The sequence below is a fragment of the Anaerobacterium chartisolvens genome (assembly GCF_003337415.1).
GTDB classification, from domain to species: Bacteria; Bacillota; Clostridia; order Acetivibrionales; family DSM-27016; genus Anaerobacterium; species Anaerobacterium chartisolvens.
The window spans coordinates 111,878-135,265 of sequence record NZ_QPJT01000001.1 but is presented as its reverse complement, the minus strand read 5'-3'; the positions used below and the strand labels follow the sequence as shown (position 1 = coordinate 135,265).

8 protein-coding genes are annotated in these 23,388 nt (G+C 38.2%); all 8 read left to right on the top strand.

From position 1 onward, the window contains the following. Positions 1 to 316: 316 nt before the first annotated feature. The 8 genes from DFR58_RS00680 (at position 317) to DFR58_RS00645 (ending at position 23,372) form a co-directional block, all read left to right on the top strand. Complete coding sequence (locus DFR58_RS00680; protein ID WP_114295886.1) at positions 317 to 1,264, top strand: ABC transporter ATP-binding protein; 948 nt, start codon at positions 317 to 319, stop codon at positions 1,262 to 1,264. A 3-nt stretch (positions 1,265 to 1,267) separates the two neighbouring features. Next, positions 1,268 to 1,975: an ABC-2 transporter permease gene (locus DFR58_RS00675; protein ID WP_114295885.1), complete on the top strand. Its 708-nt coding sequence runs from the start codon at positions 1,268 to 1,270 to the stop codon at positions 1,973 to 1,975. Positions 1,976 to 1,980: 5 nt separating this feature from the next. Continuing rightward, positions 1,981 to 3,447 (top strand): GldG family protein, encoded by a 1,467-nt coding sequence (locus tag DFR58_RS00670; RefSeq protein ID WP_170137976.1) that lies wholly within the window; start codon positions 1,981 to 1,983, stop codon positions 3,445 to 3,447. Further along, positions 3,447 to 4,838, top strand: a complete 1,392-nt coding sequence (locus tag DFR58_RS00665; protein WP_114295883.1) for a DUF4340 domain-containing protein — start codon at positions 3,447 to 3,449, stop codon at positions 4,836 to 4,838. Before DFR58_RS00670 ends, DFR58_RS00665 begins: the two co-directional genes overlap by 1 nt. A gap of 116 nt (positions 4,839 to 4,954) precedes the next feature. Continuing rightward, positions 4,955 to 6,040: a YkvI family membrane protein gene (locus tag DFR58_RS00660; protein ID WP_114295882.1), complete on the top strand. Its 1,086-nt coding sequence runs from the start codon at positions 4,955 to 4,957 to the stop codon at positions 6,038 to 6,040. A gap of 268 nt (positions 6,041 to 6,308) precedes the next feature. After that, complete coding sequence (locus DFR58_RS00655) at positions 6,309 to 7,463, top strand: DUF5711 family protein (protein ID WP_147273128.1); 1,155 nt, start codon at positions 6,309 to 6,311, stop codon at positions 7,461 to 7,463. A gap of 30 nt (positions 7,464 to 7,493) precedes the next feature. Beyond that, entirely contained in the window at positions 7,494 to 8,204 is a 711-nt protein-coding gene (locus DFR58_RS00650) for a CvpA family protein (RefSeq protein WP_114295880.1), read from the top strand. Positions 8,205 to 9,170: 966 nt separating this feature from the next. Continuing rightward, on the top strand, positions 9,171 to 23,372 hold the full coding sequence (locus DFR58_RS00645; RefSeq protein WP_114295879.1) for a type I polyketide synthase: 14,202 nt from the start codon (positions 9,171 to 9,173) through the stop codon (positions 23,370 to 23,372). Positions 23,373 to 23,388 lie beyond the last annotated feature (16 nt).

Below are 23,388 nucleotides of genomic sequence, written 5' to 3'. Positions count from 1 at the left end.
GGCGGAATATGAGGTATAAGGGTTTATTTTTTTTTGTCTCTGTGATATTATAAAAATCGCACTGTTTGCAAAGAAAGAATATATTTAAAAAAAGAAGCAACAATAAAATGTATACTTATTTTACGGGCCTTAAGGCCTCATACATAGTATAATTTAATCATGCTTGAAATACATGGTAAAAACCTATATAATAAGGTAGGGTTTTACATGAATTTCTATATAATGAGCTATTGTTACAAATTGTTCACAATTTATTAAAATCTATTAATCATAATTAAATGAGTAATAGGTTAAAAGAAAAGCAGGGGGGAATAGAATGATAGAGATACAGAATTTGACCAAAAGCTACGGTCAAATAAAGGCTGTCGACGACATAAGCTTTAAAGTCGAAAAAGGCGAAATTCTCGGTTTCCTTGGACCTAACGGGGCAGGGAAGTCTACCACCATGAACATTATAACCGGCTTTATATCCTCAACAGCAGGAACGGTTAAGGTGGATGGCTACGACATTATGGAAAATCCCAGAGAAGTAAAAAAGCGCATAGGCTATTTACCTGAGCAGCCTCCTCTTTATATGGACATGACAGTCTTAGAGTATTTGAATTTTGTGTATGAGCTTAAGCTTGTGGACAAGAAGCAGCGGAGAACCCAGATAAGTGATATTATGGAGCTCACAAAGATAGCTCATGTTAAGGACAGGCTTATAAAGAACCTTTCAAAGGGCTATAAGCAAAGGGTGGGTCTGGCGCAGTCGCTTGTAGGAAGCCCGGATGTGCTCATACTGGACGAGCCTACGGTAGGACTTGACCCCAAGCAGATTATTGAAATAAGAAAGCTTATTAAGGCTTTAGGCAAGGAACACACCATAATACTCAGCTCGCATATACTCCCCGAGGTAAGTGCCGTATGTGAAAAGGTAATTATTATAAACAAAGGAAAGATAGCTGCTATTGACACCCCCGAAAACCTTTCAAAGGGCTTTGACTCGGCTTCAAAGCTTTCGGCTACAATTGCCGGACCCACAAACTCTGTGCAGAGCCATATACAGGAAATATACGGAGTGAAATATGTAGACGTCATCTCTGAAAAGGAAAAGGATCTTGCAAGCTATGTAATTGAGGCCGACAAGAGCTTAGACATAAGACGTCCATTGTTTTTTGCGATGGCAAAGGCGGGATATCCTATAATAGAGCTGAAGCCTATGGATATGACGCTGGAGGATATATTCCTTCAAATCACTACTGAGGAAAAGGAGGCTGAATAATATATGTTTGCTGTATTTAAAAGAGAAGTGCAGTCTTATTTTTATTCTCCCATAGCATATGTATTGACAGGGCTTTTTGTGCTTGTAGTTTCAATTTTCTTCTTTTTATCGAATATAGGCAGCCAATCGGCTGACTTTAATCCTACATTATCAACCATAAGCTTCATTTTAATTTTTATTGTGCCCATACTTACAATGCGCATTATAGCCGAAGACAGGAAGAACGGCACGGAGGTGCTGCTGATAACGTCTCCTTCTACCTTAAGCGGGATAGTTGTGGGAAAATATCTGGCAATGCTTTTTGTATTTCTGGTGATGACCTGTCTGACGTTTGTATACCCCATAATATTATTTATTTTTGGAAATCCACCCCTTGCTCCTCTGATAGGGAGCTATGTGGGGCTTATTCTATTTGCGGCTGCGCTTATTTCCATAGGGGTATTTGCGTCATCTCTCACTGAAAATCAGGTTATTTCGGTATTTATCAGCTTTGTAATAATGCTTATTATCTGGATTATCGAGCCAATAGGCAATGCCGTGGGAGGATGGGCGGCAGTTGTGCTGAACTGGTTCTCTCTTTCCTCCAGATACAATGATTTTACTACAGGCATTTTAAATGTTGGAAGTATAATTTATTTTATAAGCTTTATTGCGGTATTTTTGTTCCTTACAATTAGGGTAATAGAAAAAAGACGCTGGAGTCAGGGGTGATGAAAATGGGTAAAATAGGAAATATTATGCGGTCTATAAATAAAAGAAGCCTGAAATACGGTTCTCTTTCAATCGTTTTGATAGCTGCGGCAGTGGCTGTGGCAATAATAGTAAACCTCTTGGTTACTGCTATACAGGACAGGGGCATAATTAACATGAAGTTTGATTTAACCTCTTCGAGGCTTTATTCAATAGGTGACACAACAAAAGAAATTTTGCAGCAGCTTGATAAGGATGTGGAGATATACGGGCTGTTTGACATAGGAGAAATCAACTCCAATTTGAGCTTAAAGCAGATAAAGGAAGTACTTAGCCAGTATGAAAAGTATGGGCATGTGCAGGTAAAGTATCTCGACCCCGACAAGGAGCCGGGGCTTATCAACGAGATTGATCCCACGGGATTAAAGGATATCCGAAAGGGCGATTTTGTTGTCAAATCCGGCAGCAAGGTGAGAAAGCTTCTGGCTAATGAGATATACAGAACGGAATACGATTACCAGACAGGTCAGGCTACAGGGGCTTCATTTATAGGAGAGCAGGGCTTTACCGGAGCAATAAAATACGTTGCATCTGATAAGACACCTGTTGTATATTTTACACAGGGACATGAGGAGGGGCAGGTTGAGAGCAACTATACTCTTTTGAAGACTCAGCTTGAATCCAATAATTATGAGGTTAAGAGCATAAATTTGATGATTGAGGAAAAGGTTCCCGAGGATGCGGAGATTTTAATTGTAGCATCTCCAAAGATAGACATTTCCGTTCAGGAAAAGAACAAGCTTAAGGATTACCTTAAAAACGGCGGTAAGGCGGTATTGCTGTTCGATTCGCTGGAGAGCAACCCTAAATTCCCCCAGTTTGAGGACCTGCTTGCGGAATACAATATAGGCTTAAACTATGACAAGGTTAAGGAAACCGACCCACAAAGGTATTATCCTGGAGACCCAAGTGCGGTTGTGCTGGATGTGCCCGCCAGCAACGTTATTCAAAGGGAATATCAACTGCTGCTTGCAGGCTCCAGAAGTATAAAGGTACTTAAAAACCAAAAGGACTATATTACTGTCACATCTCTTATGAAAACAAGCGCAAAGGCTGTGGGAGAGCAGATAGACAAATCTGTTGGGCCGGACAATCAGGGGCCTCTGGATTTGGGTGTTGCGGTTGAGCATAACGGAGGGACAAAGCAGTCAAAGCTTCTTGTAATGGGTAACGGGCTTTTCATAAGCGATGCAGCGAGACAGCAGTACGGGCAGTACTTCGACTATGGAAACAACTTCTTTACAATGTCGTTGAGCTGGATGATGGATAAGAAGAATGAAGTAGTTATTGAGGCAAAGAGCCTTGATACCGAGAGGCTTAATATGACTAGTGCCGCTCAGGCTAATACGGTGGCGCTTCTGACTGTTATTGTATTCCCTCTGCTTATTTTGGGCTTCGGTATCTTTGTATGGATTAGGAGGAGGCATTTATAATGAAATTCTACAGGAATGCTATTATCCTTATAGCTGTATTGGCCCTGTTGGTGGCGGCTTATTTTCTGGTCATAAATAAAAGCGATGATAAAGATTCGGAACAGCCCGGAGCAGATATCGGGACTATAAGGGTTTCCGACTATAAAGCTGAAGATGTTAAGAAAATAATTATAGAAAACCGGGATGAGAAGCTTGAGTTTGAAAAGAAGGATGAAAAGTGGGGGCTTTCCTCCCCCGCGGATTTGAAGGTCAACCCCGATTCCGTCACGGGAATGGCTATGGAGGTAACAGGCCTGATAGCAAGCAAGATTGTAGATGAAGATGCTTCGGATGTTGGGAAATACGGACTGGATGCCCCCGGGCTTTTAATTACCGTAATTCTAGGCGACGATACCTCCAGAGTTATAGAGCTGGGGAACCAGACTCCTCTGGGAGACGGATACTATGTACGGGAAAAGGATAAAACCAAGGTATATGTAATAAGCAAATATGTTGGAGAAAAGCTGTTAAATGCCAAAAATAATTTGAGAGATAAAACAATTTTCCCGGGCAATGCCGAGGATATAGTTTCCATATCAATGGAAAGAGGGGGAACCCTTGTATATTCTGCCAAAAAGCAGGACGCGAGTACTTGGAGTCTCACAGCGCCAATAGAAGGCAGTGTAAATGTGGACAGCTTAGGAAGGATGGTTGAGGCTGTGGCAAATGTCATAGTAGCTGATTTTGTTGAGGAAAAGCCCTCGGATTTAGCGAAATACGGACTTGAAAGCCCTGCCTACAGCTTGGAGTATGAGTCGGCAAAGGATGGGAAGATAAAGCTGATGCTTGGAACTTTAAATAAAGACACCTATAGGTTTTATGCAAAGCTCGAGAGCTCAGAGGAGGTATTTGAAATTGACTCAACTGCCTTTGACTTTCTGGACAAGCCGCTTAAAGAAATTGTGGATGTTTTTGTGTATATAGTAAATATAAGTGATGTTTCAAGGATTGTTGTAGATATGGATGGAAAGACTACAACCTGCGACATAGAAACAGACAAGGATAATGACAATGACAAGGATAAATTTACTGTTGACGGCAAGAATGCCACAATGAAGGATGAGAATGGCAATCAGCCGTTCAGAAAGTTCTATCAGGCGCTTATAGGGATTACTCTGAATGATATTGAGATAGGACCGGAACCGAAGGGAGATGCCGAAATAACCTTAACATATTATTTGAGAAAGGCTCCCAATAAGATGACGGTAGAGTTTGTTTCTAAGGATGATAACTACTATTACGTGGTGAAAAATGGGAAATACAGCAATATAATTGTAAGAAAAGACAAATTTAATGAGACTGAGGGTGTGAAAGAAACCTATAATAAGCTAATGGAAGCTCTTAATAAATAATAGAACCAATAACAGGCTGGAAGTTTGGACTGCCGGGTTATTAATGTTCTCTGCTAACCTTCTCCCGCATAGAATTGTATTGTGATTTAATTCTATGCGGGAGTTGTTTTTCTTTTATGAATGATAAAATAAGCATTGTGAAGGTTGCAAGCATATATATGGCTACCATAGTGGGAGCAGGATTTGCCTCGGGACAGGAGATAGTCCAGTTTTTTTCCTCATATTATGAAGGAGGCTTTTTTGGCATAATTACTGCGGGAATTCTTTTTTCGGTCATAGGATATGTGGTTCTGGATAAAGTATACACCGAAAGAATACGAAATTATGAGGAGCTTCTTTTCCCTTCGGTGGGATGGTTTATGGGCTGGGTCATAGAGATTGCCGTTTCACTTTTTATGCTGTCAGTATTTTGCGTTATGATCACAGGTGCCGGCAGCATATTTTTTGATAAACTAGAAATACCCTTTAAATATGGCATAATTCTAATGACCGTTATTTGCATGGTGCTTATATTTACCGGCATAAAAGGAATCATTGCCATAAGCACCGCCGTAACTCCTGTACTTATAGCGGGAATCCTGCTTGTAGCGCTTTATGTCATAATATTCAACGATACCTCTGCATTAAGCATATATGGATGCTTTGCGGGAATTACAAATAATTGGTTCTTTTCGGCTCTCTTATATGTGGGATACAACAGCATAGTATCGGTAGTTGTTATGTGCAGCCTGCTGCCTCATTTAAAATCCAGAAAAATAGCCGCCTTATCAGGAATACTTGGGGGAATGCTGCTTTGTTTTATAGCATTAATCATAAATACCGTAATATATGTCTTCAATCCCGATATGCTGCTAAAGGAGCTGCCGCTGCTCAGCATAACGGAAAAATACGGCGGCATATTAAATACTGTCTATGCTCTGGTGCTGTGGCTTTCAATGCTTATATCGGCAGTTACCTCGGGTTACGGCTTTGTTGAAAGAGTAGCGGGAAAGATAAATATTAATAAAAAGATTATAACGGTAATAATATGTCTTCTGGTTATTCCAATGTCACGCTTTGGATTCTCCGGCCTGATTTCAACCGTATACCCGCTTTTCGGATATGTAGGGCTCTTCCTCATTACGGTAATTTTAACTCAGGATATAAACCTTAAATGGAGCCGCTTTTTTAAAAAAGCCTCTGTTGAAAGAAGAAATAAATAGATGTATTGTTTTTTTTTATATGTTAAAATAAAAAAAGCACATATTAGGATTCGATAAAGATTTTACAAACATAGAGGATACAAATGCCTGCAGAAATTTTTAATAGCAACGAAAAAGTGCCTTGCGGGGAAAAGTCTCTTGGGTTTGTCACTCGGCATTTTCCTTAGAGGTATTCCTTATGGGTCAAATAAAAATTTCTTCCGGCAAGTTATATCCTCTATGTAAAATCTTTATCGCTACATATATAATTGATTACAGGAGGAACATTGTGGAGCTGCAGGAGAAAAAGCGCGGGTCGGGAATATGGAGTTTTCTTGCGTTTGTACTGCTTGTTGTTGTGGTTATGGGCATTGCTTTACTTGTATATCTTAAAAATCAAAACGTTGATATAAGAAGCTTAAATGTAGGGGAGCTTATCTCTGAGGTGTTTTATAAGGACAAGGGTAAAGAGGCCGAAAGAATTATTGCCGATATAAAATATGACTCTAAGGAGCGTCCCGTTTTTAAGGTATACAGAGACTATATTATAAAATGCACCACAGACAGGATAATATGCCTCAGCAAGGAAGGCAAGGAGCAGTGGACAAGGTCGGTTTCGGCTGCAAACCCTATAATAAGGACAGCGGGCCAGTATCTGCTGGTGGCTGATCTGGGAGGGCGAAACATATATATGCTGAACGGCAGCGACATAAAGTGGAGCGAGAGAACCGACGGAAACATAATAAACGCAGATATAAATGAAAAGGGCTATGTCTCGGTTGTCAGGGACATGAAGGGGTATAAAAGCGCTGTGCAGATTTTTGATCCCCATGGAAACTGGATATTTATAAGGCCAAGCTCTGAAAACTTTATACTGTCTGCAAGGGTTCTACCCCGAGGCAACGGAGTTGTAATAAATGAGATTGACAGCTCGGCGGTAGCGGCAAACTCCAATATAGTATTTGCCGACATGAAGGGAAACCAGCTTGCCGCTATAAAATATGACAATTTGATATTTCCCAATGTCTGGTGCTTTAATGACGGCTCCGCTTTGGCGGTGAGTGACTCCGGAATATTTTTCTCGGACGGTGAAAATAACAAGAAATGGACACTTGAATATGAAAGGGTGTACAGCTCAAATGTAATTTCGGGAAAGAGTGCCGTTGTGGCGGTACGGGAAGCCGGAGGGAGCTCGGTAAAGATCCTTGATTCTGAAGGGCAAATGACGGCCGAATATAAGCTGGAGAGTGATGCTGTAAACCTTGAAACCTTTGGAAGCATTATTTCTGTGAATACAGGGCGTGAGGTATTGTTTATAAATACAAAGGGAGAGCTGGCCGGAAAATACAAGTCTGCGTCCGATATCAGGTATGTATGCTTTTTCAATAAGCAGGAGGCTGCTGTAATAACAAAGGACGGCGTGATAGTTACTGAGATTAACTGACAATGTTAAAATTTAATTTGGGGGTTTATTATGAACTGGATTGATTTGGTCTTTATATGTATTATGGTGGTTTTTGGAATAATAGGTCTGACTAACGGCTTCATTTTTTCGGTATTTAGGCTGGCATCGTTTTTTATATCTGCGTTGGTATCCATAAAGCTATACCCTGTTGTGGCAAAAATTTTAATTGAGACACCCCTGTACGACAACATAAAGGGGGGAATATTTAAGAGGCTGATGCTTCAGCAGCAGACACAGGCTCCGGCAGTGGACGGAGAGATAAAAAAGGCTGCTGCCGACACCGTAATAGGGGGACTGCACCTGCCTGATTTTCTAAAGGACTCTTTGATAAGCAATATGCCCGATCCCACAAAGCTTATTGATATGAGCGCAATAATGGACACAATCAGCGGTAAGCTGGCAGGAGTAGTTATTGACATTATAAGCCTTATTGCTTTGTACATAGCCATAAGAGTGGGGCTGCTTTTTTTAAGGTTTATTTTGCAGGGAATCGCAAAGCTGCCGTTGTTCAAGCAGGTTGACAAGCTTGGGGGATTTGCTTTTGGAGCTGTTGAGGGGCTGCTGACGATATATATAATTTGTACCGTGATAATGCTGTTCAGTACTTCTCCCAGCTTTAACGGAGTCTTTGACGCAATAGACAATTCTGTGGTGGCAAGGTTCTTTTATGAAAATAATATTATAGTGGATATTATGTTTCCGCAGGATACACTTGTATAGGACGTAATGAGGATCTTACAAACATAGAAGCTATAGATGCGGTATTTTCATCGGCTTTTTATTTGAAATTTACTGCAATGCTAATATGGGGAATGAAAATTTATTGTATACATTCAGCTTTTTAATTAACAAGGGATGCCGTCGGCATCCCTTTCTACGCTTATCTTTTGTGTATTATGTCCTTATCTATAATAAGATAATTAAGTTATTTACATTCACTTTTTATTTGAAATTTATTCAACTGTAAAAGCACCGACAAATGACTATGGACAAAAATCGACAAATACCAACAAATTGTAAAATAAAAAATAATTGACAGAAAGTTTATGCTTATTTATAATTAAATAAGTATAAAAATGTTGGATATAAAAGAAAGAATATAAAGAATTTTGGCAGAATATTAGAATAAAGTATACTCTTAGGAGTTTTTATTGTTTGTTGAATTGCTAGGCGAATATATATAGTGTGGATTATTATTTGATATCAATTTAAGTTAATTCGATGCTTGTAGGGAAATCACGAAATCATTAAGGTTCACAATTTACAAGTGGCGAATACATCAATCTCATGAAGAAATACGGCATTAAGATATCAATAAATGGAAAAGGCCGTATCAGTCCTTGGATTATTAAGATAATTTACGAATATTACTGTGTGGGCAATGAGTTACTTCCAGAAGCAGTATAAGACCCTGAGGCTTTGCCTCAATCTCCATTCTCGTCGGATGGCAGGTGGTCTGGGATAACATACTGTGAAACAATAGGATAAATGCGTAATGGCTATCAAGGGTCTTCGAATTTACCTGCGATGAATGAGCAAAAAGTAATAGCCCTTGACATCCCCAACTTCAGTGCATTAATTGTAAATCATATGAAAATTTTAGGAAGGGAGAACCTAACTTAAGAAAACTAAAAAATTTATGTTGACAATTGGGGGCGTTATACTATTGATAATGGAGGTAATAAATTGGAAACTTATAAAACTTTAATTGATGCTTTAAAAGCCAAATGTGATAGTTTTAGCAATGATAATGGTATTTTATTTATAAATGGGTCAAAAGATGAAAAGTTTTTATCATATGAAAGATTATATAAAAATGCTTGTGATTTATCAAAAAAATTAAGGAGCCTGGGGTTAAAGCAAAAAGATGAGCTTGTATTTCAGATGTCTGATAATGAGACTTTTTTAACTGTGCTATGGGCTTGTTTTGTTGCAGGGATTATACCTGTTCCTGTTGCAATTGGGACAAACATTGAGACTCGGCAGAAAGTATTTAATATTTGGGAGTACTTGAACAACCCATATTTAATAATAGACGGTAATGTTTTATCAAAGCTTAAAATAAATTTTGATTATCAGATAGATAGGATTCAAGAAAGAATTTTAATAACTAAGGATGTTTTAAGTTTATCAAATTTCCAAGATACAGATATAGAACATGAACATGAAGCTCCAAATTCAGACGATATTGCTTTTATCCAGTTTTCATCAGGCTCAACTGGAGAGCCTAAAGGTGTTATCCTAACTCATAAAAATTTATTGACGAATATTAGATCTATTATTAAACGTTCTAATATAACAAAAGATGACTCAACCTTAAGCTGGATGCCATTAACTCATGACATGGGCATGATTGGCAGTCATTTAACTTCTCTTACAATGGGTATTAACCTTTATTTAATGCCAACGGAACTTTTTATAAAACATCCATTATTATGGCTTGAGAAGGCATCGGAATATGGAGCTACACTTTTGTCATCACCTAATTTTGGATATAAGTATTACTTGAAATCTATAATGAGAAATAAGCCTGAAAACTTGGATTTATCCTGTGTACGCTTGATATTTAATGGTGCAGAGCCTATCTCAAAAGCATTATGTGATGAGTTTATACAGGAAATGTCTAAGTACAAACTAAAGAGGACATCCATGTTTACCGTCTACGGGTTGGCTGAAGCGAGCTTAGCAGTGACCTTTCCGCATCCGGAGGAGGAAATGGTATCTGTTATTGTAGACAGAAATTCATTGAGTATTGATAAAAAGGTTGAATATTGTAGTCAAAGTGAATATTTCAGTACAGTGTTGTTGATGCTTGGTTCTCCCGTAGAGAATACAAAGGTCAGAATTGTCGATATTAAAGGTGATGAATTGCCTCAAGGATATGTTGGACATATAGAGATATGTGGAAATAATGTTACTTCGGGTTACTATAATAATAAAGCAGCTACAGATGAATTGATATCAGAGGGAGGATGGCTTAATACAGGGGATATTGGATTTTTGAAAGGTGGATGCCTTGCAGTAACAGGAAGAGCTAAAGACATAATATTCATGAATGGACAGAATTTCTATTCCCATGACTTGGAGAGAATAGGTGAGGAAATCGAAGGTGTAGAGCTCGGGAAAATAGCTGCCATAGGCTCACATAATGATAAAACGGGTGAAGATGACATAGTTTTATTTGTTGTCTATAAAACTAAAGATTTAAATAGATTTCTTAATATCAGCCTGCAGCTTAAAGAAAAGATTTCGTCAAGGGTGGGACTAAAAGTAAGCCATGTAATTCCTGTTAAAAATATGCCCAAGACTACAAGCGGCAAAATACAGCGATATAAGCTTGAAGATAACTATAAGAAGAGCATTTATGACAACATTATTAAGGAATTGGAGAAGGTTGCTGCTGAAACCTATTCTCAAAGATACTCATCAATGCAGTATAAAACCCAAATAAAAGAAACCATTTCAAGAGATATTATAATTAATTTAATTCAGGATCAAATAGAAAAAGTACTTGGTTTTAGAATAATCGATCCGAATAAGAGCCTAATGGAGGCAGGAATTGATTCAATCAAAGTCCCGCAATTGCAAATCTTATTGGAAGATATATTTAGATTGAGTTTACCCGTTACACTTGCTTTTGACTATCCTACCCTAAACAAAATGGCAGATTACATTTATAGAGTAGTTAAAAAAGAGAATGAAAAAGCCGGTACAAAAAATCATACAGCTATTAATGGAGGTTATGAAGGTTTCGATAGGAGAATAGCCATTGTAGGTATGGGATGCCGTTTCCCTGGTGGGGCTGTAAATCCCGAAAGCTTCTGGGAGATGCTTGAAAATGGGAAGGATGCTATAGACATAATACCGCCTGAACGATGGAAGGTTGAAGAATTTTATAATCCATCAAGTGGCATACCGGGGAAAATGTACACAAAATCAGGTGGGTTTCTGGATCAAGTTGATAAATTCGATGCAGCTTTTTTTGGAATTGCGCCAATAGAAGCAGAAAAGATTGATCCCCAACAACGATTGCTTCTGGAAGTCAGCTATGAAGCGTTAGAAAATGCAGGTCAAAATATTGATGAACTTGAGGGAAGCAAAACAGGAGTATTTATTGGGATATCTTCAAGTGATTATAGCGAACAAACTATAAGTGATAATCTGTCAGAGATAGAAGGGTACTCTCTTACTGGCTCAATGTTAAATGTTGCTTCAGGAAGGATATCATATGCCTTTGGTTTCAATGGTCCATCCATGTCAATTGACACAGCATGTTCTTCTTCCTTAGTGGCTATTAAGCAAGCTTTAACGAGCTTATATACCGGAGAATGTGACATGGCTCTGGCTGGAGGAGTAAATTTGATGTTATCTCCCAAGAGTCATATAGGATTGTCAAGACTAAAAGCACTTTCTCCTGATGGAAGATGTAAAACCTTTGATGATAGCGCAGATGGATATGGGAGGAGCGAAGGATGCGGGATAATCGTTCTTAAAAGATTAAATGATGCTCTAAGGGATAGAGATAATATTCTAGGAGTAATTTTGGGAGGGACTGTTAACCATGATGGAAGAAGTAGCGGACTCACTGTTCCAAATGGATTAGCTCAAGAGAGTGTAATTAAGGATGCTATTACAAAGGCAGGTATACATACAAGTGATGTTGACTATATAGAGGCACATGGTACAGGTACTAAGTTGGGTGACCCTCAAGAAGTAAATGCTTTGGCTAATGTCTTTAGTCATGGCAGACCTGAAGATAGAAAACTTCTAATAGGATCAGTAAAAACAAACATAGGCCACCTGGAGAGTGCAGCAGGTATAGCAGGTGTGATAAAAGTAGTTCTTGCATTAAATCACGAGGTTATACCCAAGCATATTCATTTCAATAAACCAAATAGGTTAATTAAATGGGAAGAGCTACCTATAAAGGTTACCGACCATAATGTGGGCTGGAAAAGGGGTGACAAGCCAAGGATTGCAGGGGTTAGTTCTTTTGGGCTTAGTGGTACCAACTCCCACATAATTATCCAAGAGGCTCCGTTAATTGAAAGCAAAAAACAAGAAGAGATGCCTTTGAGCAATTATGTTCTTACCTTCTCTGCTAAAAAGGAAGACGCGATAAAAGAATATGCCAAAAGGTTTAAGGAATATCTGATGTCATCCTCAGAAAGTATTGAAGATATATGTTATACATCAAATATCTGTAAAACCTCCTGTAATGTAAGATTTGCTGCTGTAGGGAAGTCAAAGGAGGATTTCGTAAAAAAGATAGATTCATTTATTAGCGGGGGAATTTTGAACTCATATAACAGCAAGCCTGTAAATAAAGTTGCATTTATGTTTACAGGACAAGGTTCACAATATATTGGAGTGGGACAAGAACTTTATAAAACGCAACATACATTTAGAGAAACTATGGATACATGTTGTAGGTTATTCAACAAATACCTGGATAAGTCTATTATAGATATATTGTATTTTCCCAATGATACAGACGAAATACTCGAAATGACGGAATATTCACAGCCGATAATTTTCTCTGTAGAATATTCGTTGTTAAAACTATGGGAGTCCTGTAATGTAAAGCCTTCACTGGTAGTAGGCCATAGCATAGGTAAATATACGGCAGCCTGTGCAGCGGGAATTCTTTCAATGGAGGATACGGTAAAACTCGTAGCTTCCAGAGGAAAGCTGATGCAGGTATTACATGATAATGTATGCCACTCAAATTTAAGGAGGCTAATAATTAAAGAATTTGAAGAAACGGCAAGTGGTATTAGCTGCAATCCGCCTAAAATACCAATAATAGCAGATGCAACTGGCAAATTAGTATCTGCAAACGAACTTTCTGTTCCAGAGTATTGGACAAACCATATTCTGGACACAGTGCATTTCCATGATGTACTCAATACTATTGAAGAGCAAGGGTGTGAAGTGCTTTTGGAGATGGGAAGCATCTCCACACTGTCTGGGATAGATGGTGAATGTATCAAGAATGATAAAACAGTTGTTTTACCCTCTATGAGCTATAACAGGAACGATTTGGAGCAAATGCTTGAAACAACATCCAAGCTATATATGGCTGGAATAAATATAGACTGGAAGCAATTTAGCAAGGGGTATGAAAGAAAGAAAGTTATACTTCCGAATTATCCATTCCAGAGGAAACGCTATTGGAAGGTTGTTAATAATATTGTTCTCCATGGCAAGCAGTTGGCAGGACATGATAATGTGGAAAATTCTGAGGTACACTGCCTGTTTTCAGAGAATGTGGGGGTTAAAATGATAGAGGATATACAGCTTAAAATTAAAGAGATAATAAAATCCGTTTCAGGCATAGAGGTATCAGATATTGATGAAAATGCCAACTTGTTTTCTTTGGGACTAGACTCATTGATGCTTATACAGATAAAAAAGCAACTGGACAATGAGTACAAGACAGATATATCCGTTGATAAATTTCTGGAAGATTTAGATACTGTTCAAAAGATATCTGCGTATATAAGTGCAAATGGTAGCTTTAAAAGTACTTTGTGTTCTATGGAAGAAGTATCTTTTACAGATTCAGTCGAAGTTTTACCGGTAGAAATTGGTAAGTCAGCCGTTCCTCACAGTCAGTATAAGCATTCAACAGTGACAAACGTTCAAGATGTTTTATACAAGCATAAAGAGGAGGTTGCGTCAGAGATCAAACCACTGAAATCTGCAAACATGGTAGAAAATATAATGAGCATGCAGATGCATACTTTGTCACAGTCTATTTCTGATCTTGCAGCCAAGCAGTTACAAATGTTAAGAGGAATTCAGACAATAAGTTTCGATAATATTGAAGAAGAGACAAATGTAAATCCCATTATCAAGAAAGAAGACTCCTCAGATAAAAAAGAAAGTGTACACAAAACAAGGCCGGAACATCTGAAACCGAATATACGATCAATAAAGCTGGAAGAGGATGTTTTGTCATTGCATCAGGAAAGGTTTGTTAAGGATCTGATTTACCGTTATAACAAGCGCACTCAAAAATCGAAGAAATATGAGGAAAAGAGTCGATATTCATTTTCACACTGGTTGACTTCACTAAATTTCCGCATGACTTTGAAAGAGTTGATTTATCCTCTGATAGCCAAGTCGGCCAAAGGAGCATATTTTTGGGACATCGATGGTAATAAGTATATTGACCTTGCTATAGGATATGGGGTGCATTTCTTTGGACATAAGCCCGAATTCGTAACAACGGCAATTGAGAACCAAATTAAAGAGGGCTTTGTATTAAGCCCGCATCCTGATATGATTGGAGAAGTTGCTGATCTGGTGCGGGAAATTACAGGCGTAGAAAGAGTCAACTTCTGCAATACAGGTTCTGAGGCAGTTATGGCTGCGTTGAGAATTGCTCGGACTGTAACAAAGCGCAGTAAGGTGGTGCGCTTCGCAGGATCATATCATGGTATATATGATGGCATATTGGCTGAAGCCGATGACTATGGTACATTCCCTCAATCATCTGGTATTATGCAGGGAGCGGTAGACGATATTGTTGTGCTTGGATATGGTTCTCCGGAATCATTAAAAACAATTCGAGAGATGGGTAGCGAATTGGCGGCTGTGTTAGTCGAACCTGTTCAAAGCCGCAGACCTGGGCTTCAGCCTAAAGAGTTTCTGCAGGAATTAAGAGAAATTACCGAACAAACCGGTACTGTTCTAATATTTGATGAGATGATTACAGGGTTTAGAATATGCGCTGAGGGGGCTCAGAAACATTTTGGAACAAAAGCTGATATTGTTACATATGGGAAAATAGTGGGTGGAGGTATGCCTATAGGTGTTGTTGCAGGAAAGAAAGAGTATCTTGATGCTGTTGATGGTGGACAGTGGAATTTTAGAGATAAATCCGCTCCGGATAAAGAAGTAACCTTTATAGCGGGTACTTTTGCAAACCATCCGCTTACATTAGCGGCATCACGTGCTGTTTTAGAGCATATGAAAAAGTATGGGTCATCATTATACGATAGGCTTAATGAGAAAACCACGTGGTTTGCAGATACACTCAACAGGTTCTTTGAAGCAGAGAATATACCGATACGTATACGACATTTTGGCTCATTATTTAGATTTGAGTCTTTTGGAAGATATGATCTTGCGTTAATGCCTATTGAAATGGATCTATTCTTCTATCTGCTAATGGAGAAAGGTATTTATACGTGGGAAAGAAGAGTATGCTTCTTCTCGACAGCTCACACTGACGAAGACTTTGATTACATCATTAAGTCTGTTAAGGATAGTTTAAGGGAATTGAGAGCCGGTGGATTTCCTTTTGAAGCTCCGAAAGCTAAAACTGGAATAAATGGTGCGGCCGTAAGTCATGGAAATAATGACTTTCCTCTGTCTACGGCACAAAAGAGATATTTTGTATTGAGCAAAATCAGTAAGGATGAAAATGCGGCGCATCTGCCATATCCGATTATAATTAATGGTCCACTTGACATAAGCAAAGTTGAGGAAGCCTTTAAGGCATTGGTTAAACGTCATGAGGGTTTAAGGACAAGTTTTGGGATCAAAGATAGCGAAATGGTACAGTACATTCATGAGAATCTAGACTTCAAGATTCAATTTAAAAAAGGCTATAACAACAGCACTGTTGACGAAATATTAAAAGGGTTAATGAAGCCTTTTGATATAGAAAAGGCTCCGCTAATAAACGTGAGCATTACAGAAATAGCTCCAATGAGATATTTACTGTTCATGGATTTTCATCATATTATAGCGGATGGATTTTCTGCAAATATTGTAGCCCGCGACTTTGTAAAGCTTTATAACGGTGTTGCTTTAAGCCCAATTAAGATGCAGTATAGGGATTATGTATACTGGATGAAGAATTACACTTTATCGCGAACTTTTGAGAATCAAGAGAAATACTGGCTGGAGAAGTTTTCTGGGGAATTACCTGTGCTCGATTTACCTATTGACCATATGCGTCCTGCTGTCAGAACAATAGGAGGAAACACATTTAGTTTTATACTTGATAAGCAAAAAACAGAAGCTTTAAAGAATCTGGCAAAAAGTACTGATACCTCGTTATATATGGTGCTTATAGCTGCGTATAATATTCTTTTGTCAAAGTTAAGCGGACAAAATGACATTATTATCGGAACCCCTGTGGCAGTAAGATGGCAGGGCGAATTTGATGATACCGTCGGAATGTTTACAAATACACTTGTGTTGCGTAATAATCCCGAACCAAATAAGACTTTTACCCGGTTTTTAGCAGAAGTAAAGGAAAACTCCTTACAGGCCTATGCAAACTCGGAATACCCTTTTGAGGAACTGGCACAAAAGATAAATGTAAATACTGAACAGAACAGAAATCCATTGTTTGATGCCATGTTCATTTATGAAAATGCTAACGACAGGGTAGTAAAAATAGATAACTTAACATTTAATGCATATGATTTTGATTTTAAAGTATCATTATTTGATTTTACTTTCGAAGCTCTTGAAGCAGAAGGTGAAATCCAAGTCAATTGGTACTATAATACGGATTTATTTGAAAGCGAAACTATAAATAAATGGAAGACTTATTTTGATATTTTATTTGCTCAGCTCATAGATAATAAAGAAGCAGATATTTCAAGCTTTTTAAAACATCAGGAAGAAGAGTTGAAGCTGGCTGCTGAAAATTCCCGTAATAAGTTCAAAACTGACAATCAGGGTATTGCACATTTTACAGAATCGGTTGAGGAATATATCAAAAGCGAAGCTGACAATAAGTATCAGGTATACCTTTCTGAAAAGGAAAAAAAGATTGTAGAAATTTTTAAAGATGTACTGAATGTAAATATAGTAGGAGTGAACGCCAACTTTTTTGAAATGGGAGGACGTTCACTGACAGCGGTAACACTTATTGAAAAGATGCAAAAAGACTTCAATGTAAACATAATGGATCTTTTTAAATATCCCACTATATCACAGCTTGCAAAGAATATATTATATAAAAATGATATCTTTAATATTTCGGAACAGTGTAGCGGGAGCAGCTTTACCCAGACAGAGAAGGAAGCAGGTAGGTCAAGCGCAAACATTTCAAATCAAGCCGATAATTCAAGGAAAATAAATGATATTGCTGTTATAGGTATCTCTGCAAAGCTCCCAGGTGCCAAAGATATAAATGAATTCTGGAATAATTTAAAGAAAGGAAAGGAAACTATATCCTTCTTCACTGATGAAGAGTTATTAGAGGATGGGATTGACCCCAAATTATTAAAGAATCCAAACTATATCAAGGCAAAGGGTGTTCTTGATGACTTGGAATATTTTGATGCTTCATTTTTTGACTATTCACCCAAAGAAGCAGAATTGATGGAACCACAAATAAGAGTATTCCATGAATGCGCATGGAAGGCTCTTGAGGATGCGGGGTATAACCCTGAAACATATGATGGGCCGATAGGGGTTTATGCTGGCAGCGCACATAATTTTAGCTGGGTACTAAGGGTATTCAATTCCAATAACAGTGCCGCCGAACAGATAGAGAAAGTGACATTGAACGATAAAGACTTTTTAAGCACCAGAATATCCTATAAGTTTAATCTCAGGGGACCGAGTTTTACTGTACAGACTGCATGTTCTTCTTCGCTTGTTGCGGTTCACCTTGCTTGCCAGGCACTGTTAAATGGGGAATGCAGCATGGCTTTAGCAGGTGGCGTATCCGTAATGCTTCCCAAAAAGAGTGGTTATTTATATAATGAGGGTATGATTTCATCGCCTGATGGACATTGCAGGCCATTTGATGCCGAAGCAGAAGGTACGATTTTCTCAGATGGAGTTGGCATTGTAGTTTTAAAGCCCTTGGAGGATGCTATCGCTGATGGAGATAATATATATGCTGTAATCAAGGGAACAGCAATCAACAATGATGGGATAAGGAAGGTTGGCTATACAGCTCCGAGTATACAAGGACAGTCAGAGGTTGTAAAAGCCGCTCAAAGAGCAGCAGGGGTTGATCCTGAAACAATAACCTATATTGAAACACATGGAACGGGAACCAATATAGGAGACCCTATTGAAATTGAAGCTTTAATGAATGCATTTAATTCCGAAAAGAAGGGTTTTTGTGCAATAGGTTCAGTCAAGTCCAATGTCGGACATTTGGATGCAGCAGCTGGAGTTGTCGGACTTATTAAAACAGTGATTGCACTTAAGAAAAAGCTGATACCTCCAACTTTACATTTTAAAATGCCAAACCCCAAAATTGGCTTCGAGAGCAGTCCCTTCTATGTAAACTCTGAACTTAAGGAATGGCAGGGATCTCCTTTAAGGGCTGGTGTCAGTTCATTTGGATTTGGTGGGACGAATGCTCATGTCGTACTTGAAGAAGCACCTATGGATATCAGGGGGCAGACAAAAGAAAGTAATGATGACCCAAAACTTCTTGTGTTATCCGCAAAGACAAAGTCCTCACTAGAGAGAGCAACTGAAAATTTAGCTAAGTATCTTAACCAAAATAAATTTTTAAATTTGAATGATGTTGCGTATACTCTTCAGGTAGGCAGAAAGCCTTTTAAACATAGAAGAATGCTCGTGTGTTCAAATATTGATGAAGCTGTTGAAATATTATCATCTGCCAATGACATGCAATCACAAGTATCCCAAAAGGTGTACACGTACTTTGCAAAGGATGAAGTTGCACAGACAATATTCATGTTTACAGGACAAGGTTCCCAGTATGTAAATATGGGATTGGATTTGTATGAAAAAATCCCGGATTTCCGCAAAGAAATGGATAGGTGTCTGAATTTAATAAAGGAAATAACAAATTATGATGTTAGGTCTATTTTGTACCCTGAAGAAGTAACCGCAAAGAAAAAAGAAATAATTAACCAGACTTATATAACACAATTGGTGATTTTCTCATTTGAATATTCTCTTGCAAGCCTGCTTATCAAATGGGGGATTCGCCCGAATGCCATGATAGGACATAGTATTGGTGAGTATGTAGCAGCATGTATTTCCGGAGCCATTTCTCTTAAAGATTCTTTAACTCTTGTAGCTAAGAGGGGGAGGCTTATGCAGGAAATGTACACAGGATCAATGCTGAGTGTGGTTATTACTGAAGAGGAGCTAAAGCTTCTAATAAATGACAATATTTCTGTTGCAGCTGTAAATGGGCCTTCAAACTGTGTTGTATCAGGAGAACATGAGGTTATTGACGGGTTTGAAAAGCTGCTGGAGCAAAAAGGACATAAGTTCAGAAGGCTGAAGACATCGCATGCATTCCATTCCAGGATGATGGAAGCAGCTCTGCAAAGGCTTGAGGACGAAGTAAGAAAACTTAAGTTCTCACAGCCGCTTATACCGTATGTCTCAAACATTAATGGCAAATGGGCGGAGTATGAAGAGATATCCAAACCAGAGTACTGGTCAAGGCATTTAAGAGATACTGTTAGATTTTCTGATGGACTTAGTTTACTTTTGGATGAGCCAAATTCTGTACTGATTGAAGTCGGAGCAGGGAAAACCTTGAGTACTTTTGCCCGTCGTAATAGTAATAAAAAGGGAGAACAAACAGTAGTAAATCTTGTGAGGCATCCTGAGGAAGCAGCACACGATGTGGAATATCTCCTAAATAGGATCGGTATACTGTGGTGCGCAGGTATAAATATTAACTGGAAACAATTATACTCAGGTCAAAGAAGAATGCGTGTTTCACTGCCTACATATCCATTTAATGCTCAAAAGTTCAGAATAGACGGGATGCCTATTGATGTTGCCGGTATTATGGATACATCTAAAAAGATGGATTTCTCAGATTGGTTTTACACACCGACCTGGAAAACATGTGAATTACAAAGCAATGTGAAAAAAATAAGTAAATCAAATTGGATGTTGTTTGCAGATAGATGTGGATTGATAAATGACATCGTAGATTGTTTACAAAGCGATGGCCATAATATCACTGTAGTTAGAATCGGTACAGAATTCAAGAAGCTGGATGATGGTGTATACACAATTGATCCAGAGCAGGCGAGCCATTATAAAGTGCTATTGAATGAGCTAAAGAAGTCTGATGGTATGCCGGAGCATATTGTACATGCTTGGAATGTTTGTGATAATAGAGGTGCAGACAGCAGTGCGTATTCTGAATTTTCAGATGTCAAACTGCCGTTTTTCAGCATAATGTATTTGACACAAGCCATTGGAGATATATGTGATTCCCAAAAGATCAGAATGCTCATTTTATCAAATAACATGCAAAGAGTAACAGAAGCAGAATGTATTTATCCGCAAAAGAGTATGATTATTGGTTTGTGCAAAAATATACCACAGGAATATATGAATATCTGCTGCCGAAGTATTGATACAGGTAAAGTTGAAAAAGCAAAACATTTAAGAACGAAGCTTGTTCAATTAGTATATGATGAAATAATATCAAAGGTAACTGATATACTTGTTGCTTACCGTGGAGGACTACGTTTCGTAGAGGCATATGACTGTATAGAAATGGATAGAAATAGTGTTGCCGATAAACGTTTGAAAGATAAAGGAGTTTATCTTATTACCGGTGGTACAGGGGGAATCGGATTAGTTATAGCAGAATATCTTGCAGAGAAAGTACAAGGGAAGCTTATATTGACCGGTAGAACTCCTATGCCGGATAAAAGTCTTTGGAAAAGCTGGCTAACCGAACATGATGAGCATGATGAAACCAGTCAGAAAATCCGAAAAATCCACAAGCTTGAGGAGCTTGGCTCAGAAATTCTGGTAGTTGCTGCTGATGTTGCGGATTATGAACAGATGAAGAGGGCACTTAAAGAGGCTGAGGAGAAAATCGGAGCTGTAAACGGCATAATACATGCTGCAGGTGTATCCGGTATTGGCCCTATACAATCAAAAACAAAGGAATCAGTATATAAGGTTTTTGAATCAAAAGTTATAGGTACATTGAATTTAAATAATTTGATGGCAGAACGGAAAATGGATTTCTTTATTATATGTTCTTCTATGGCATCTATAGTCAGTGCAGCGGGACAGTCCGATTATGCAAGTGCGAATGCTTTTATTGACGGTTTTGTAAAATACAAGAATCTGGAGGCTAATGAAACATTCACAGCGTGTATTAACTGGGATAGCTGGAGTGGCGCAGGTATGACTGTAAAGGCTGCGAAACAGTATGATTACCTCTCATTAGACAAGGAATTGGAGACAGCGATAAGCCCCGAGGAAGGAAAGCTGGCGTTTGAAAAGGTACTAGGCGGTTTAGAGACTCAGATACTTGTAACTACCAAGAGCCTATGGGCACAGATAGAAAAAATATATAGGTCATCTGACTTAGTGAGAATCATATCTGAGGGAGATCAAAACCCACAGGAACACTCAAGGCCTGAACTCAGTGTGGAATATGCTGCACCAACCAATGAAGCAGAGGAAAAACTGGCATGTATGTGGGCTGAGGTATTGGGAATTGGGCAGATAGGAATATATGATAATTTTAGCGAGCTTGGAGGAGACTCATTAACCGCTATCGCTCTTATGTCTAAAATACAAAAGGAATTCGCCGTTGATATTACAGAGATTTTTGAGTACCCAACTATTGCTGAATTGGCTAAAAGAATTTCGACAAATAGCAACAGCTTGAAATCAAGAATAGAAGAAGCAAAATTAGAGCTTCGTAATTATCATGAGCGTCAGGATTACACGATGGTAAGTTTGAAGACTGATTGGGACGAATATTTACAAAAATGCAATCATTATTCAAAAATTAATATTGAAGAGATCATGAACTATAAAAATGTTCTCTTGCTTGGTAGTACAGGGTATCTAGGCATTTACCTGTTAAAAGAGCTTTTAGATAATACATCTGCAAATATTTATACAGTCATAAGGGCAGAGAGCCTGAAAAAGGCTGTAAAAAGACTTAATGACAAAATGAGCTTCTACTTCGGAGATGATGTATTTGATAAGTATAAAAATAGAATCAAGGTTTTAAAGGGAGAGATATCTGAAGAAAACTTCGGATTAAATACTGAGGAGTATCATGAATTAACTAACACTGTAGATTGTGTGATTAATTCTGCGGCTAAGGTTGCACATTACGGAAAATATGAAGAGTTTTATAAGATAAATGTAGAAGCTGTAAGCAGAGTAATTGATTTTGCCCGGATTGGGTTGCAGAAGGATATACACCATATTTCTACAAAGGCGGTATCACTCGGAAAAATTGATGGTAAGGACAGTGCTATGTTTACAGAATATGATTTCGATTTAGGCCAAAGGATTAAAAATTATTATGTTGAGACCAAGAAAAAAGCTGAATTACTTATTGTCCAGGCCAGAAAAACCGGAATAAATGCTAATATTTACAGAGTAGGAGATATTGCGTTTGATTCACGCAATGGTAAGTTCCAGGAAAATATTGAGCAGAACTTTGTATATTTATTAATACGTTCACTTATATCAATAGGATATGCTCCCGAATTGGACATGGAATTCTTTGATTTTGCTTTCGTGGATTATGTAAGCAAAGCTGTAGTCATGTTGCTTACGAGAAAGATCTTGAAAAATGAGGTATTCCATATCGTCAATCCAATCAAGGTAAGCCTCAAGGAATTTTTAGATGCTGCTCCTCACATGGGTGTGGAATTGAGGGGTTTGGAGCTTAACAGATTCATGGATTATTTATTCGAGAATTATGACAATGATGAAATAAAAACTTATATAGAAGATTTTATTATACATTCGCATGTGTTGGAAAGTAAGGAGCATACCAGCTTTGTATTTGGAACAAAAAAGACAACTGACTTGCTGGGTAATATGGGCTTTGTATGGACAAAGCCAACACGAAATCAACTAAAAATGATGTTTGAATACGGGAAAAGAGTAGGATTTTTTAAATAATGAGTCTTTATTTTAT